The sequence below is a fragment of the Larsenimonas rhizosphaerae genome (assembly GCF_026240105.1).
GTDB lineage: Bacteria > Pseudomonadota > Gammaproteobacteria > Pseudomonadales > Halomonadaceae > Larsenimonas > Larsenimonas rhizosphaerae.
In genome coordinates, this window is sequence record NZ_JAPIVE010000002.1 from 139,468 (window position 1) to 152,956 (window position 13,489).

16 protein-coding genes are annotated in these 13,489 nt (G+C 59.5%); 7 read left to right on the plus strand and 9 right to left on the minus strand.

The window, feature by feature from the left end; genetic code table 11:
* Positions 1-36: 36 nt before the first annotated feature.
* Complete coding sequence (locus tag OQ287_RS07175) at positions 37-1,359, minus strand: MFS transporter (RefSeq protein ID WP_265895993.1); 1,323 nt, start codon at positions 1,357-1,359, stop codon at positions 37-39.
* A gap of 172 nt (positions 1,360-1,531) precedes the next feature.
* On the opposite strand from OQ287_RS07175, the gene OQ287_RS07180 reads away from it, so the two are divergent.
* Positions 1,532-2,572, plus strand: coding sequence for a LacI family DNA-binding transcriptional regulator (locus tag OQ287_RS07180; protein ID WP_250934839.1), 1,041 nt, complete (start codon positions 1,532-1,534; stop codon positions 2,570-2,572).
* On the opposite strand, the gene OQ287_RS07185 is transcribed toward OQ287_RS07180, so the two are convergent.
* Entirely contained in the window at positions 2,536-2,958 is a 423-nt protein-coding gene (locus tag OQ287_RS07185; protein ID WP_250934842.1) for a YbaY family lipoprotein, read from the minus strand. The two genes, OQ287_RS07180 and OQ287_RS07185, sit on opposite strands and share 37 nt — an antisense overlap.
* Positions 2,959-2,975: 17 nt before the next feature.
* The gene (locus OQ287_RS07190) at positions 2,976-3,329 is read right to left on the minus strand and encodes a translation initiation factor (protein WP_250934844.1); all 354 of its coding nucleotides are present in this window, start codon (positions 3,327-3,329) and stop codon (positions 2,976-2,978) included.
* A gap of 202 nt (positions 3,330-3,531) precedes the next feature.
* Between OQ287_RS07190 and OQ287_RS07195 the strand changes: the two genes are divergently transcribed.
* Positions 3,532-4,194: a hypothetical protein gene (locus OQ287_RS07195; protein ID WP_250934847.1), complete on the plus strand. Its 663-nt coding sequence runs from the start codon at positions 3,532-3,534 to the stop codon at positions 4,192-4,194.
* Between the two features lie 68 nt (positions 4,195-4,262).
* Here OQ287_RS07195 and OQ287_RS07200 read toward each other — a convergent pair whose 3' ends face one another.
* Positions 4,263-5,126 carry an isocitrate lyase/PEP mutase family protein gene (locus OQ287_RS07200; RefSeq protein WP_265895994.1) on the minus strand — a complete coding sequence of 288 codons (864 nt, stop codon included), beginning with the start codon at positions 5,124-5,126 and terminating at the stop codon, positions 4,263-4,265.
* Positions 5,127-5,312: 186 nt separating this feature from the next.
* Here OQ287_RS07200 and OQ287_RS07205 point away from each other — a divergent pair, with 186 nt between their 5' ends.
* On the plus strand, positions 5,313-6,428 hold the full coding sequence (locus tag OQ287_RS07205; protein ID WP_265895995.1) for a Gfo/Idh/MocA family protein: 1,116 nt from the start codon (positions 5,313-5,315) through the stop codon (positions 6,426-6,428).
* 64 nt (positions 6,429-6,492) lie between these two features.
* Here the strand turns inward: OQ287_RS07205 and OQ287_RS07210 are convergent, their stop codons facing one another.
* Together OQ287_RS07210 and OQ287_RS07215 are read right to left on the minus strand one after the other, a co-directional pair.
* On the minus strand, positions 6,493-7,362 hold the full coding sequence (locus OQ287_RS07210; RefSeq protein WP_250934852.1) for a DMT family transporter: 870 nt from the start codon (positions 7,360-7,362) through the stop codon (positions 6,493-6,495).
* Positions 7,363-7,466: 104 nt separating this feature from the next.
* On the minus strand, positions 7,467-8,051 hold the full coding sequence (locus OQ287_RS07215) for a TetR/AcrR family transcriptional regulator (RefSeq protein WP_265895996.1): 585 nt from the start codon (positions 8,049-8,051) through the stop codon (positions 7,467-7,469).
* 82 nt (positions 8,052-8,133) lie between these two features.
* On the opposite strand from OQ287_RS07215, the gene OQ287_RS07220 reads away from it, so the two are divergent.
* The gene (locus OQ287_RS07220) at positions 8,134-8,616 is read left to right on the plus strand and encodes an HPP family protein (RefSeq protein WP_265895997.1); all 483 of its coding nucleotides are present in this window, start codon (positions 8,134-8,136) and stop codon (positions 8,614-8,616) included.
* Here OQ287_RS07220 and OQ287_RS07225 read toward each other — a convergent pair.
* Entirely contained in the window at positions 8,598-10,247 is a 1,650-nt protein-coding gene (locus OQ287_RS07225; RefSeq protein WP_250934855.1) for a ribonuclease J, read from the minus strand. The two genes, OQ287_RS07220 and OQ287_RS07225, sit on opposite strands and share 19 nt — an antisense overlap.
* 251 nt (positions 10,248-10,498) lie before the next feature.
* Here OQ287_RS07225 and OQ287_RS07230 point away from each other — a divergent pair, with 251 nt between their 5' ends.
* Genes OQ287_RS07230 through OQ287_RS07240 form a run of 3 tightly spaced genes read left to right on the plus strand, consistent with a single transcriptional unit; the run spans position 10,499 to position 12,274 of the window.
* Entirely contained in the window at positions 10,499-11,008 is a 510-nt protein-coding gene (locus OQ287_RS07230; RefSeq protein WP_250934856.1) for a MarR family winged helix-turn-helix transcriptional regulator, read from the plus strand.
* A gap of 56 nt (positions 11,009-11,064) precedes the next feature.
* Positions 11,065-11,511: a MarR family winged helix-turn-helix transcriptional regulator gene (locus OQ287_RS07235; RefSeq protein ID WP_265895999.1), complete on the plus strand. Its 447-nt coding sequence runs from the start codon at positions 11,065-11,067 to the stop codon at positions 11,509-11,511.
* Positions 11,504-12,274 carry a siderophore-interacting protein gene (locus OQ287_RS07240; RefSeq protein ID WP_265896000.1) on the plus strand — a complete coding sequence of 257 codons (771 nt, stop codon included), beginning with the start codon at positions 11,504-11,506 and terminating at the stop codon, positions 12,272-12,274. The genes OQ287_RS07235 and OQ287_RS07240 overlap by 8 nt, the downstream gene beginning before the upstream one ends.
* Here OQ287_RS07240 and OQ287_RS07245 read toward each other — a convergent pair.
* Together OQ287_RS07245 and OQ287_RS07250 are read right to left on the minus strand one after the other, a co-directional pair.
* Positions 12,265-12,801 carry a putative glycolipid-binding domain-containing protein gene (locus tag OQ287_RS07245; RefSeq protein WP_265896001.1) on the minus strand — a complete coding sequence of 179 codons (537 nt, stop codon included), beginning with the start codon at positions 12,799-12,801 and terminating at the stop codon, positions 12,265-12,267. The genes OQ287_RS07240 and OQ287_RS07245 overlap by 10 nt on opposite strands.
* Positions 12,801-13,484, minus strand: a complete 684-nt coding sequence (locus OQ287_RS07250; RefSeq protein WP_250934863.1) for a nucleoside/nucleotide kinase family protein — start codon at positions 13,482-13,484, stop codon at positions 12,801-12,803. The genes OQ287_RS07245 and OQ287_RS07250 overlap by 1 nt, the downstream gene beginning before the upstream one ends.
* Positions 13,485-13,489: the final 5 nt, after the last annotated feature.

The window sequence follows — 13,489 nt, forward strand, 5'->3', positions numbered from 1 at the left end:
CTTGTACATGGGGAACGGTAAGGCATCTCGGGCGTATCAGGCCGCCGTGGGTTTTTGAGCACGCACGGTTTCCATCACCTGATCACTGAGGGGATACCTGAGCATGATCAGGGCGACGCACAGCGCGCCCGCCGCGGGGATCAGGCTCATCATGGACTTGATCAGGGTGAGGACTTCCGGTGTCTGATCGGCGTTGGGAACATAGCCAAAGGTGCTGAACAGCAGCCCGACCAGCAGCCCGCCAATACTCATGCCGAACTTGTGGCTGAACGTGACCGCGCTGGTCGACGCGCCGGTAGCCCGCCGCCCCGAGCGGTACTCAACGTAGTCGGCAATATCGGCCACCATGGCCCACATGGTGGCGCCGATGATGCCGTTGAATACCTTGGCCAGCATGAAGACGGCGACGAAGGTGGGGGTGTTGATTTCGACGGCCTTGAAAAAGGCTGCAAGGGCAAGTGCGTAGCCGAGATTGGCCCAGATCATGACGGTGCGCTTGCAGAATCGCTGAAGTACATACTGGTTGATGAGTACCCCTGCGATCACGGCGGCATACCCGCAGGCGAGGAACAGGGAGACGCCTTCTTCATCGTGCAGGTAGTACTTGAAGAAATAGATGGTTACCGAGTCCGGCATCAGCATCAGTGTGAAAATAAGCACGCAGACCAGGAACATGAGCCAGAACGGTTTGGCGCGCGCTACATCCCTGAAGCTGGTCAGCGGGCTGCTGGCACTTTCGCCTTCGGTATGGCGTTCATTGACCCCCCTGAAGGTGACCAGCAGTACGGCAAATGTCATGACGCCGTAGAGGGAAAAGACCAGCGAGAACCCCAGTGCCTCATCACCACCGCCGAACCACCTGACCAGCGGCAGTGTGCTGTAGCTGATCAGGACAAACGCTACATAGGAGCAGATGACGCGAATGTTGCTCAAGTCCCGCCGTTCGGTGTTGTCTGTGGTCATGATGACCGGCAGGGCGGAGTAGGGAATGTTGGCCATGGTGTAGACGCCCATCAACGCGATGTACGTCACGAAGGCGTAAGTCACCTTGCCGGACTCGCTCAGTGCCGGGGTGGTGAAGGTCAGGGCCAGTATGATGCCCAGCGGCAGGGCCGAGAACAGGAGCCAGGGACGCAGGCGGCCAAAGCGAGAGCGGGTGCGATCGCTCAATACGCCCACGATGGGATCGGTGATGGCGTCCCACAGGCGAGTCACCAGGAAAAGAGTTCCCACCACGGCGGGGCTGATACCGAAGACATCGGTATAGAAATACATCAGATAGAGCGACAGCGACGCCCACGTGAAGGCGAACGCGAAATCGCCGGCCCCAAAGCTCAACTTCTCCCTTCTGCTCAGCATAGACAAGTGCTCCGTCGCGGGGCCTGTTGTTCATGTCATGTAACCGGTTACATGATGGTTGGTACGTTCTGCATTCACCACTCGCCTTTTGTCGATACAGGCGTAGTAAAATATCATTACTGCCTGCCGGCAGAGGGCACCGGTCGAGAGCAACTACACGGGAAAGGCACCAATGACTACCATTCGCGACGTCGCCGCACAGGCTGGCGTATCCGTGGCGACGGTCTCACGGGTCATGAAAGGCGATGTGCCCGTCAATGACGAAACCCGGGCACGGGTGCAGGCTGCCATCGAGATGCTGGACTATGCGCCGAATGCCTTTGCGCGCTCACTGGCCTCGAACCGCTCTCAGGGAGTCGGCTTGCTGATTTCCCATCTTGGGGGCCCTTTCATGAGCCGGTTCATGGCGACGGTGGAAGAAGCGCTTCGGCGCTCGGATTACTCCCTGATGGTGGCTGCGGGCCACAGTGACGCTACCCGAGAGCGTGAGGCGCTGCGCTTCTTGAGCAGCAAGCGCTGTGACGGTGTGCTGGTGCATGCCGATGGTCTGGAGGATGACGCGCTGAGGATGCTGGCCGGACAAATGAACATGGTAGTCATCAATCGTCAGGTCCAGGGGCTGGCAGGGCAGTGCGTCTATATCGACAACCGCCGGGGAGGCTATCTGGCAACGCGTCATGTGATCGAGCTGGGGCATCGTCACATCGCCTGCCTGACCGGGCCACTGTCAAAGCAGGACGCCAGATGGCGGCTGGAAGGGTACCGTCAGGCCATGCAGGACGCCGGCCTGCCTCTGGATGAGGCAGCCATCATCGAAGGTGATTCTCAGGATGGAAGTGGCCGATACGCCATCGATCTGTTGCGAACGCGAAAGAGCCCGATCACCGCGCTGGTGGCCGGCAATGATGAGATGGCGATGGGCGCGATGAGCCGGCTGAAGGTGCTGTATCCCGGTATCAGATTGCCCGACGCGCTATCAGTGGTGGGGTATGATGATGAACACTACGCCTGCCATCTCGCCCCGACCCTGACCACCGTTCATGCCCCGGTCGAGGAGATGGCGAGGGCCGCAGTAACCCTGATGGAAGCCCGCCTCAAGGGGGGCGAACCCCCCGGGTTCGAGAGCGGCTTCACACCGACTTTGATGACCAGGGAGTCCACCGGGCCAGCGCCGGATCAGGGCGTTTTCTGCAGTACCAGGTCGACGTTCTGAGTCGGGGCGCCCTGGGTCAGCACCTCCACAGGGGTCTTCGTTCTGAACAGCAGTTTGCCGTTTTCAGTGATGCGCGCATCCAGTGTATAGCGGTGTGCCTCATCCAGACTGCCGCGATCAAACTGCAGGGTAAAGGGCATGGGGGTAGTGCGCACATGATTAACGCTGGTTTCTGCCACAAGCGAGTTGTTTTCGGCACTGGCATCGCGCAGCGACACGTTCAGGGTGCTGCCTTCCGGCAGCATCATGCGCTCCCGGTAAGTGGCCTGGCCGGAAAGCGTGGCAAAGTCCGGCCCTCCCAGGCCTATCAGGCTGCACCCGCTCAGGCTGGCCAGCAGGGCCACGCTGCCGCACAGTCGCATCAGGTATGATGCACGAATCTTCATGACATATATCCTTGTGGTTAGCCGCCTGCCAGCTTGACGGTAAAGCCCCGTTTTTCAAGTTCGGCCTTCAAGGCCTCCCTGTGATCACCCTGAATCTCGATCATGCCCTGTCGGGTCAGGGTGCCGCCACTGCCGCAGCGCTTCTTGAGCGCCTGGGTCAGCGTGCGCAGTTCGGCCATGGGAAGCGGCACCCCGGAAATGGTGGTAACCCCCTTGCCCTTGCGGCCGGACGTCTCGCGGCGAAGGCGCACGATGCCATCCAGAGCAGAGAGTCGCGCCTCATCCTCATTATCATCCTGCTGTCGGCCGCGCTGATCGCCGCCGTCCGTCGAGTATACCAGGCTGCTCAGTTGATCCTTGAATGACGCCATGGGCGGCCTCCTTGTGGGTGACGCTGGGAGCATAACGCAGCCCTGAAAGAAAGAAAAAGCGGGCTTTAACGCTCCTCCAGATCTAAATGACAGGGCAGGGATGCCGTAGAGTACCAGTAACAATAATTGCGCTTGCGGTCTGGTTCTTTAGAATTAGTCTCCAGAACCAAAAAACTAATTAAATGATTCAAGGAGCTTTACCATGCGTCTGGTCTCTTCTCTTGTGCTGGCGGGTGTGCTGGCTGCATCCTCTTCCGCGGCGCTTGCTGCCGACGATCACTGGTCTGTCGGGGCGCAGGCCGGCACGACAGGGCTTGGCGCAAATGTCAGCTGGCGCTTCAGTGACTATTTTGCCCTGACCGCCGGCTACAGTGGTTACACCTATGATGATCTGGACCGGACGGTAGACGATGTTGACTACAAGGGCGACATCGACAGCGATATCTACAGCATCAAGCTGGATTATTTCCCCTGGGCCGGCGGCTTCTTTGTTTCCGGCGGTCTGGTGCGCCCCGACATTCAACTGAACGTGACGGGGACGCCCAACCAGTTGTCTGACCTCGGAATCACCGGTGACCAGGCACGTCTGGAAGGTGATGCGGAAATGGCCGACGGTGTAAAACCGTATCTGGGCCTTGGCTGGCGCACCAGCAATCGGGCCGGCCTTGGGTTTTATGCTGAAGCCGGTGCCTTCCTGATTGACCCCTCCGTGAACCTTCACGCACGAGGATCAGCGGTCAATAACCCGGCCGCACAGGCAGCATTGAGCTCTTATGTCGATGAGCAGGAAGATGAAGCGAAGGATGAACTGGACAAGTATCACGTCTATCCGGTTGCCGTTCTTGGTGTTGAATATACGTTCTGATCAACGCGCTTTGAATACAGGAACGCCCTGCATCTGCAGGGCGTTCCTGTTTGACGGGATAGCCCGTGTCATTCGCTGACATCCATGTAACGGCGTGCCCACTCGCGGTTTTCATCAAGCGTTGAATAGCGGGTCGACAGCTCCGAGGCGTTCAGAGTGCCTTCGGCAATACCGCGCTGCTCACGCAGGCAGTCGTAGGTTGCCTTGATGGCGGCAAAGTAGGCCGCGTGGCCATTGACCACGACCCGTACTCCGCAGGCTGCCAGTCGGGCCCTGTCGTTGAGGGCCGGATTGTCATAGGTCACCAGCATCAGCGGAATGGACAGATGCTGGCTGATGGTCTCGAGATGATCAAAATCACGAATTCCCACCATGCAGATGCCATCAGCGTCGGCTGCCTCATAAGCCTTCACCCGCTCGATGGTGGCTTCAACACTTAACTGGCCGGCGTGAGTACGGGCAAAAATGGCCATGGCGGGATCAATGCGCGCCTCGATGGCCGCCTTGATCTTGCCGACGGCTTCTTCCTGTGGAATCAGGTCGGTGGACTTGCGGCCGTACTTGGCCGGTAACAGTGTGTCTTCAATGGTCAGGGCGGCAACACCTGCACGCTCCAGCTCATTGATGGTACGCATGACATTCAGCGCGTTACCGTAGCCATGATCGGCATCGGCAATAATCGGCAACGTTGCTACCCTGCCGATCCGCGTGGCCTGTTCGGTGAATTCGCTGAGAGTGATCAGGGCAAAGTCCGGTGCCGCCAGAACCTGTAGTGATGCTACCGAACCGCCCAGAATCCCGACTTCAAAGCCCAGATCAGCAGCAATGCGTGCTGACATGGGATCGAAGGTGGAAGCGGTATAAAAACAGTCATCCCTTTCCAGTAATGCTCTGAATTCATTGCGTAAATCATGTTGGGAAGGGGTAGCCATCCTGTCTGCTCCGTACTGATTGGTCATGTTTGAAATGGGAGCATTATACGCCTGCCGGGAAAATGGTTCAGCAGTATGTAGTCTGACAACAAAAAAAGAGCAGGGATCGGGCTCATTATCTGACAAGGCCTGAGGGGTGTTCTACGGTGAGTAGTATCTATTCATGCATCACGGAGGATGCTTTTCATGTCTGCAACCACTTCTCGGAGTAAGGTTCGTTATGCCGTCGTTGGCGGCGGCGAAATTGCTCAGATGGCGTTCATGCCAGGAATAAGTGCGGCCGAAAATTCCGAACTGACAGCGCTGGTCACCGGGGATCCTCAAAAGGCCGAAGCTCTCGGCAAGCGGTACGGCATCAGCACCTACACCTATGAGCAGTATGATGAACTGCTGGCGTCGGGCGAAATCGATGCGGTGTACGTTGCAACCCCCAATTTTCGTCATCGCGAGCATGCCGAGCCTGCGCTCAAGGCAGGCATCCATGTGCTGCTTGAAAAGCCGATGGCTACCAGTGTGGCCGATTGCGATGCCATGATTTCGGCAGGTAAACAGGGCAATGCCAAACTGATGGTCGCATATCGTCTGCATCATGAGCCGGCCACGGTCGACATGATCCTTCGGCTGCAGTCAGGCGAACTGGGGCGTACGCATTCGTTTACATCGCATTTCACTCAGGATTTGAACGAGAAGAATCACCGCGCCACCAATGGATACTGGGCCGGGGTCGTGCCGGACCAGGGCACCTACCAGATCAATGCCGTGCGCCATCTGTTTGGTGCCGAGCCGATCGCCGTGAGCGCGACGGGTCGCAAGCACCCCACAAAGAATTATGATTTCGATGACACCGTGTCCATCACTCTGGAGTTTGATGAAGGGCGCATGGCAACCTTCGTGGTCAGTTGCTCGGCCGCAGGTATTGATCGATTCACGCTGGTGGCTGAAAAAGGCACCATCGACTGCCAGCCAAGCTATATCTTCGGTCCGGATGTCTCGATCAAAAGCACCTGGACGATCAAGGGCGAGACCACGGAGCAGGACCCCGGCCCCACCGAGCAGTTCGGTGGTCAGACCGAATATTTCTCGACCTGCATTCTGAACGACGTGCAGCCGGAAGCGGATGGTGAGGAAGGACGGCGCGACATGCGTATTCTGGAAGCCATCAAGCAGGCGCTGGATACCGGTCAGCGTCAGGAGATCGAACCGCTTGAGTATCGCGCACGTATCACTTCTGAACAGATACGCCGCCTGACGCCGGTCGAGCCACCTGAAGAAGCAGTAAGCGTGGCGACAATCAGCGGATAGTGATCGTCCTGCACATGCTGTCCTGTCAGATACGGCGCCTTCGGGCGCCGTTTTGCGTACTGCGTCAGCGGGTACGGGCGCCAGGTGCCAGCCGTCGGAAGCGAATATTGATAATGGCAATGCCGAGCACGATCATGCCGCCACCGATGACCTTGAAAATATCCATGTGTTCGTCCATCAGCCAGATCCCCAGCATGACCGCAAACACCGGTGTCAGCAGTGACAGTGGGATAACCCGTCGAACCTCATATTGCCGCAGAAGCCAGTACCATGCGCTGTAGGCCAGAATCGATGACATGACCGCGCTGTAAAAGGCGGCTCCCCATCCTCGCCATCCGGCGTTGCCAATGGCCTGGAGCTGATGATCCTCGAATATCAGCGATGCCGTGACGAGCAGGGGGATGGCAAGCAGGGCCATCCAGCCGGCCATGGCCACCGGGGGAATGGTCGGCCCGGCCTTGACGATCAGGTTCGAAATGGCCCAGCCCAGGGCACTGATGATCAGCAGGGTCAGCGGCAGCGCCGGCGGCATGGAGGGCCCGCCGGCCAGCACGACTACCCCGGCCAGTGAAATCACCAGGCCAAGAATACGCTTGGGGCTTAATCGCTCTTTCAGGAAAACGGCGGCCAGAATGGTGGCAAAAGGGGTTCCCAGCTGGACCAGAATGGCGCCGGTACCGGCCTCGGCCCTGGATAGCCCGATAAACAACAGGCCGAAATGCATCAGGCCAAAGGTAAGGGCAAGCAGTGCAACCCACTTCAACTGTTCCCGATTCAGCCGGGTAAAGGGCACAACCAGTGCCGCAACGATGATGAAACGCAGTGCAGTCAGGGCCAGCGGCGGGATTTCCGTGACGCCTACCTTGATGACGATATTGTTGTAGGCCCAGACGATGATGACACCCAGGGCAAGGAGAAGATGACGAAAGGGCACAGGCCACTCCGGATGAAGGACACAAGGCCCATGCCTGGCGGCACGGGGCGAGGGATCCGTAGTATAGCTACAGGAAGGCCTGACGTGCAGTGCGATGCATCGATCTAGAGTGATACCACCATGGCCGGCAGGGTCGACGGCGCATCATCAAGCCCCAGCCAGTCGATCACGGAAATCCACGCCGTATCAGCCACCCTGTCATGACCCGGTGACGTCTGAACGATCATGCCGTCCAGCAGCATGCTGATCGCCTGCCCATGTCGTTTGGCCATCCCGGCATCAAAGCGGGCCATGTGATCATGCACGGTCGCATGCAGCCAGGCCTTGTGCCGAGCAGCCTGCTGCTCGATCACGGCGGAGGTGGAGCAGTATTCATCCCGGGCTCGAATGAACATGCAACCATTGAAGCTCGAGGAGCAAAACCAGGCGCTATGCCATCCGAACAGGCGCGCCAGCATGTCCGTCAGCGACACGGCTGGGGTCAGTGCCTGCTCAAGAGAGTGGCTGAATCTGTCATGCCGGTCTGCAAGTACCGCCGCAATCAATCCTTCCTTGGTAGAAAAATGCTTGTACAGGGTCATCTTGGATGCCGGCGTCTTGTCACGAATGCAGTCAACGCCCACGGCCTGAAACCCATGGGCATTGAAAAGTTGCCGGGCTGTTTCAAGGATATCTTCGCGTTTGGCCATGGCTTTTTTCCTGTTGTGCTTGCTGATATCGCCAAAAGTGTACAGACTTGTATGTACACATCAAGCGAGCGGGCTATATTCAATGAATTATCGTACGTGTTTTCTGGACAGCCTTCGTGGGCTGGTGGGCGGAGTAACAGGCATCGGTTTGGTGGGGTGGCTGGCTCATGCCAGTCATTTACCGCTACTGATGGCGCCCTTTGGCGCCACCTGTGTGCTGTTGTTTGCCGCGCCCGACGCGCCGCTGGCACAGCCGCGCAACGTTGTCATCGGACACCTGGTGTCAGCGGCCGTCGGTCTGCTGGTATATCACTGGCTTGGCGATGGGGTCACGGCCATGGCTCTGGGTGTCGGGCTGGCCATCATGGCCATGCAGTTGATGGGGGTAGTGCATCCTCCGGCGGGTGCCAATCCACTGGTCATCATGATGGCACCACAGGTTCCGGGCGTTGATTTTCTATTGACTCCGGTGGCCAGCGGGGCAGTGGTTCTGGTCGTGGTGGCCTGGGTCATCAATAACCCTGGGCGGGCCCGGCGCTGGCCGGTTTACTGGTGGCGCGCCTGATGTTGATCGCTCAACAACTGCACATCAAGGGCGGGTTGCTGGCCGGTATGCAGATGAATGTAGGCCTGCAAGTGCGCAAACAACTCACGGCGCAGCGACTTCAGTGAGTGAGGCCCGAGCCCTGGCACAAGCTCATCGAGCCAGTCGGTAAGCTCCTGCTCGTCCAGTGGTAGTGGGGCATCAATGTCCCACATTACCCGCCCCTGTCGATACCAGTCGCCGTCGTGGCCCTGGCAGACCACCAGCGCCAGAGCAAGGCCCGGGCGGCGCTGCCGTGAGCGGCGGCCCTTGTCCTGAAAGTGAAGCTCCGGGGTCAGTTCCAGATGCTCTTCCAGGGACGCGTGAGGGCCACGAATATGAATGACGTTGCCGTTGAGCGGTGCCAGCGGAGTCTTGATATTGTACTGGCGCGCCACGTTCTGGTGCGCCTGCTGGTGAGCCGGCTCACCATGGACCGGCAGCAGCGCTCTGGGAGCCACCCAGCTGTAGAAGGTTTCCAGCTCTTCCTGGGAGGGGTGGCCGGAAGCGTGCAGATCCGGCGCGTTGTTTTCATCGAAGATAATGGCGCCCTGGCGTTTCAGCCCCTCTTTCAGGCGTTGAATGGGCTCCTCATTACCGGGAATGGCGCGCGCGGAAAAAATGACGCTGTCACCGGCGGTCAGGTCCAGCTCCCGGTGGCTGCCCTGTGCCATGCGGGCCAGGGCAGAGCGGGGCTCGCCCTGGCTGCCGGTCGCAATAATCAGCACCTCTTCAGGCGGAAGGTAACCCAGATCGGAGGTGGGGATGCGCGACGGGAAGTCATCCAGGTAGCCAAGCTGCAGCCCGATACGCACCATGCGATCCATCGATCGGCCAAGCAGGCCGATGCGCCTGCCGGTATGACGGGCGACATCTCCCAGCGCCTTCAGGCGAGCCATGTTGCTTGAAAAGCAGCTGACCACTACACGACCAGTGCAGGTGCGGACCAACGCCTCCAGCGCTTCTGCAGCATCCTGCTCGCTACGGGAATGCCCCTGGACATCGGCACAGGTGGAATCACCGATCACCATATCCACCGGCGCCAGCGCCTTGAAGGTCGATGGGTTGACCGGTTTGCCGATGACTGGCGTAGGGTCCAGCTTCCAGTCGCCCGTATGCAGTACCCGCCCGGCCGGCGTGGTCAGCAGCAGTGAGCAGCTCTCGGGAATGGAGTGTGTGACCGGCAGGTAGCGTACCGAAAAGGGACCACTTTCGATGGTGTCGCCAGGTGATATTTCATGCAGGGCATCGGTACGCAGCCCCTGTTCGCTCATGCGTGCCCGCATCAGTGCGCAGGCCAGCGGCGTGGCGTAGATCGGGCACCCCCACTTCGGCCAGACCCAGGCAATGGCGCCGATGTGATCCTCATGACCATGGGTGATGAACAGCGCCCTGGGAACCCATTGACGAGCTGCCAGATGGCTGACATCTGCGCTCTGCAAGGGGGTGTTCGGCAGATCCTGACGAATCATCATGCCGCAGTCGACGGCAATCCAGTGATCCTTGTAGCCATACAGCGACAGGTTCATGCCGATCTCGCCACAGCCCCCGAGCGGATGAAAGACCAGCGGGCTGCGTAATCGGGGGCGTACCTGAATGCGGGATGGCGGCATGAATAGTCCTGAGCGGCAAAACTTTGATTCAACTATACGATAGCTGCGCCATTACCGACAAACATGCCGCATGCTATCCCGGTAGCCAGCACCGGCCTGCTCTGGACGAGCCGACGACAGATGGTCATTGATACGGCAATTTATCTGGAGCAGGCCACGTCGAAAGTGAGACGCTTGTATTCTTGCATGAAGGTACATTCTTCGCGTTCGGCTCTGGGGCTGGGCGCACACCGGTATTCAGGAGTACAGGTATGGCTTCGCAGGATCCGCAGGATGCGGTAGATGTAATCATTGATCAGTGGGCGCGAGAGGTGCCCGAGCTTGATACGAGGGCAATGGCTACGCTGGGTCGGCTCAAGCGTACCAGCGTACTGGTACAGCATGAGCTGGATCGGGTCTTTGATGCTCATGGCCTGGCCAGCTGGGAATTTGATGTGCTGGCTACCCTGCGTCGGTCCGGGGCCCCCTGGTGTCTGGCTCCCACGGCCCTGTTTTCGTCGCTGATGATTACCTCCGGTACGATGACGAACCGGTTGAAACGGCTGGAGGCGCGAGGACTGATCGAGCGGGTTGCCAATACAGATGATGGCCGAAGCAGCCTTGTCCGGCTGACCCCGGCCGGGCAGGCATGCATCAGCGCGGCCCTTGAGCCGCATGTCGCCAACCAGGCAAGGGTTGTGTCATCGTTGTCCGAGACGGACCGGGCGGCCCTGGACCAGGGGCTTCGAGCACTTTTGACGGCCCTTGAAGGTTCGGATTGACAGGTGGCTGGCACGCGCGGCAATATTGTTGATATAGTCAACTAAATGGTCCTGCCATGACCTCAGATACCCTCGGCGATGCGCTGCACCGCCTTCTTCATGCCTACAAGCGGGCCCTTCGCCAGGCATATAACGATGCAGGCCTGACCCTGACCGTTTCCCATATCCGGCTGCTCAAGGGTATTCATCACCAGCCCGGCAGTACGATAAATGCCCTGGCCGAACGCTCTCGCCGGGACAAGGCCCAGATCACCCGGTTACTTCACGGGCTGATTGCCGAGGGGCTGATCGAGAAATCTCCCCACCCTGAGGATCGCCGCAGTCAGCAGGTGCACCCGACCGACAGTGGCAGGGCGATGATCGCCGCGGTGCAACAGGCCGAAACCGTGGCGGCAGCGCGCATGAGTGCCGGCCTGCCGGCGTCTGATATTGCGTTGTTCACCCGCCTGGCTGTCACCATGACCGACAACCTTTATCCCGTGCCGGAGTCTGCCGATGAGTGATCGCAGAAAACCGGCCCCTCGAGAACTTGAGGTGCTGCACTCACAGCGGCTGACACCGCACATGCTGCGCCTGACCCTCGGAGGTCCCGGCATGGATCGTTTTCCTGAGCCGGACCTGTCCGGTGGCTACGTCAAGCTGATGATCTCCCAGGAAGACGGTGCCTCACCACTGATCAGAACCTACACGATACGTGCCCATCGTCCGGGTGACATCGATGTGGATGTGGTGCTGCATGACGATCATGGTCCGGCATCCCGCTGGGCCATGGCAGCCGTACCCGGGTCGCGACTGATGGTAGGGGGCCCGGGCCCGTCAAAGCCGGTGGATGAGCAGGCCGACTGGTGTCTCATGGTGGCGGATATGACCGCGTTACCGGCGCTTGCCGTCCATCTGGAAACCATGGCATCGACCCACAGGGGGGCCGTGTTCATCGAAGTCACCAGCGAAGATGATATCCAGTCGCTCGCGCACCCCGAGGGCATGGTGCTGCACTGGGTAATCAATCCCCGGCCGGGTACGGCCGATGGCGGCGGACCGCTGATCGACGCCGTCAGGGCCTGGCCATGGCCTGACAGCGGACGTGGCTTTGTCTGGGGAGCCTGTGAGTTCTCAGGCATGCGGGCCCTCAGGTATTACACAAGGCAGGTCCGTGGGCTTGAGCGTCGGCAATGTTATATCTCCAGCTACTGGAAGCACGGCATGGCAGAGGACGACCACAAGGTTGTCAAGCGTGAAGATGCCGATCAGGACGCTCAGGCCTGACGTGTGAATACCCCCGGATAGCATTGCACCAGCCCGTGCTCATCAACGCGCAACTCTGATGAGGTGCCCGTGTCCAGCCCGCTGTACCGGTAATGGGATGCATCGTGGCGCAGGTAATGCTGCCGCACGCACGTTACCTGCAGGCTCGGAACCGCGACCATGACTACATCAATCGTGGCGCTGTCGCCATGGGCAAGCCCCAGGCGTCTGATGGGCAGTGTATTGGTCAGTGGCGTGGCTGCAATATCCACATCCGTGCACCCCTCCAGCGCCGGGCAGGCCCTGTCATTGACCTGCCAGTACCCGGCACCATCGGTTTTCAGTACCAGACGCTCGCCCGCCCTTACCTGCACGGTGGCCTCACGCAGGCGCCAGTGTGGATCAAGGGACAGTTGATACTGAAGTATCACGCCTGACACGGGGGAGTCGATCACGTGGCTGTCGATGTGCACTCCGGTGGCGCTTTCCCTGAGACTCGCTTCTTCCAGGCCGTTTGTTTCAAGGTTGCGCCAACAGCATGTCAGCATTACAGGGTGCCCTCGCGAAGGCCGGTGTCATCCCAGCGAACGATACGGTCGGCGCGGTGGCGTGTCAGGGCAATACGTTCAGCGTTGGGGCGATCAGTCGAGGCAACCCAAGCCTTCGCCTCGGCTTCCGTTCTTCCAAAGCGCATGTGCCGCTCTATCAGCCACGTCTCTCGCTGTTCGTTATCCACATCCAGATACCAGACCTCATCAAGCAGTTCTGCCACCTGCGGCCAGGGCGCATCCTGCAGCAGCAGATAATTTCCTTCCGTGATCACGAGTCGAGCCTCCGGCAGTACGGGGATACTGGCGGCGATCGGTTCTTCTATCTCGCGATAAAAGTCGGGGGCATAGATGACTTCATTATCCACATGTGGTGTGCGAAGGCGGTACAGCAGGTCTCGGTAGCCGGAGGCATCGAAGGTATCCGGCGCGCCCTTGCGGCCGGCGCGTTCAAGGCGGGCCAGTTCCTGGTTGGAGAGATGAAAGCCATCCATCGGTACCTGCACTGCCAGCGGGCCAAGCGCCTCCGTCAGCGCTGCGGCCAGCGTGGACTTGCCACACCCGGGAGCCCCGACAATGCCCAGCAGGGAGCGTGGCTGGCGGTGAATCAACCTGCGTGCAGCGTCGAGCAGGGCATCATCGACAGGGACAGACGGAGTAGCGTGAGGAGATGAAGTGGCCATGAATA

Excerpts from the sequence above, each read along its gene's own strand:
- OQ287_RS07220 (WP_265895997.1), top strand. The coding sequence starts at position 8,134 with ATGAATTATCGTACGTGTTTTCTGGACAGCCTTCGTGGGCTGGTGGGC.
- OQ287_RS07195 (WP_250934847.1), top strand. The coding sequence starts at position 3,532 with ATGCGTCTGGTCTCTTCTCTTGTGCTGGCGGGTGTGCTGGCTGCATCC.
- OQ287_RS07215 (WP_265895996.1), bottom strand. The coding sequence starts at position 8,051 with ATGGCCAAACGCGAAGATATCCTTGAAACAGCCCGGCAACTTTTCAAT.
- OQ287_RS07245 (WP_265896001.1), bottom strand. The coding sequence starts at position 12,801 with ATGCTGACATGCTGTTGGCGCAACCTTGAAACAAACGGCCTGGAAGAA.
- OQ287_RS07225 (WP_250934855.1), bottom strand. The coding sequence starts at position 10,247 with ATGCCGCCATCCCGCATTCAGGTACGCCCCCGATTACGCAGCCCGCTG.
- OQ287_RS07175 (WP_265895993.1), bottom strand. The coding sequence starts at position 1,359 with ATGCTGAGCAGAAGGGAGAAGTTGAGCTTTGGGGCCGGCGATTTCGCG.
- OQ287_RS07205 (WP_265895995.1), top strand. The coding sequence starts at position 5,313 with ATGTCTGCAACCACTTCTCGGAGTAAGGTTCGTTATGCCGTCGTTGGC.
- OQ287_RS07250 (WP_250934863.1), bottom strand. The coding sequence starts at position 13,484 with ATGGCCACTTCATCTCCTCACGCTACTCCGTCTGTCCCTGTCGATGAT.
- OQ287_RS07185 (WP_250934842.1), bottom strand. The coding sequence starts at position 2,958 with ATGAAGATTCGTGCATCATACCTGATGCGACTGTGCGGCAGCGTGGCC.
- OQ287_RS07235 (WP_265895999.1), top strand. The coding sequence starts at position 11,065 with ATGACCTCAGATACCCTCGGCGATGCGCTGCACCGCCTTCTTCATGCC.
- OQ287_RS07190 (WP_250934844.1), bottom strand. The coding sequence starts at position 3,329 with ATGGCGTCATTCAAGGATCAACTGAGCAGCCTGGTATACTCGACGGAC.
- OQ287_RS07200 (WP_265895994.1), bottom strand. The coding sequence starts at position 5,126 with ATGGCTACCCCTTCCCAACATGATTTACGCAATGAATTCAGAGCATTA.
- OQ287_RS07230 (WP_250934856.1), top strand. The coding sequence starts at position 10,499 with ATGGCTTCGCAGGATCCGCAGGATGCGGTAGATGTAATCATTGATCAG.
- OQ287_RS07180 (WP_250934839.1), top strand. The coding sequence starts at position 1,532 with ATGACTACCATTCGCGACGTCGCCGCACAGGCTGGCGTATCCGTGGCG.
- OQ287_RS07240 (WP_265896000.1), top strand. The coding sequence starts at position 11,504 with ATGAGTGATCGCAGAAAACCGGCCCCTCGAGAACTTGAGGTGCTGCAC.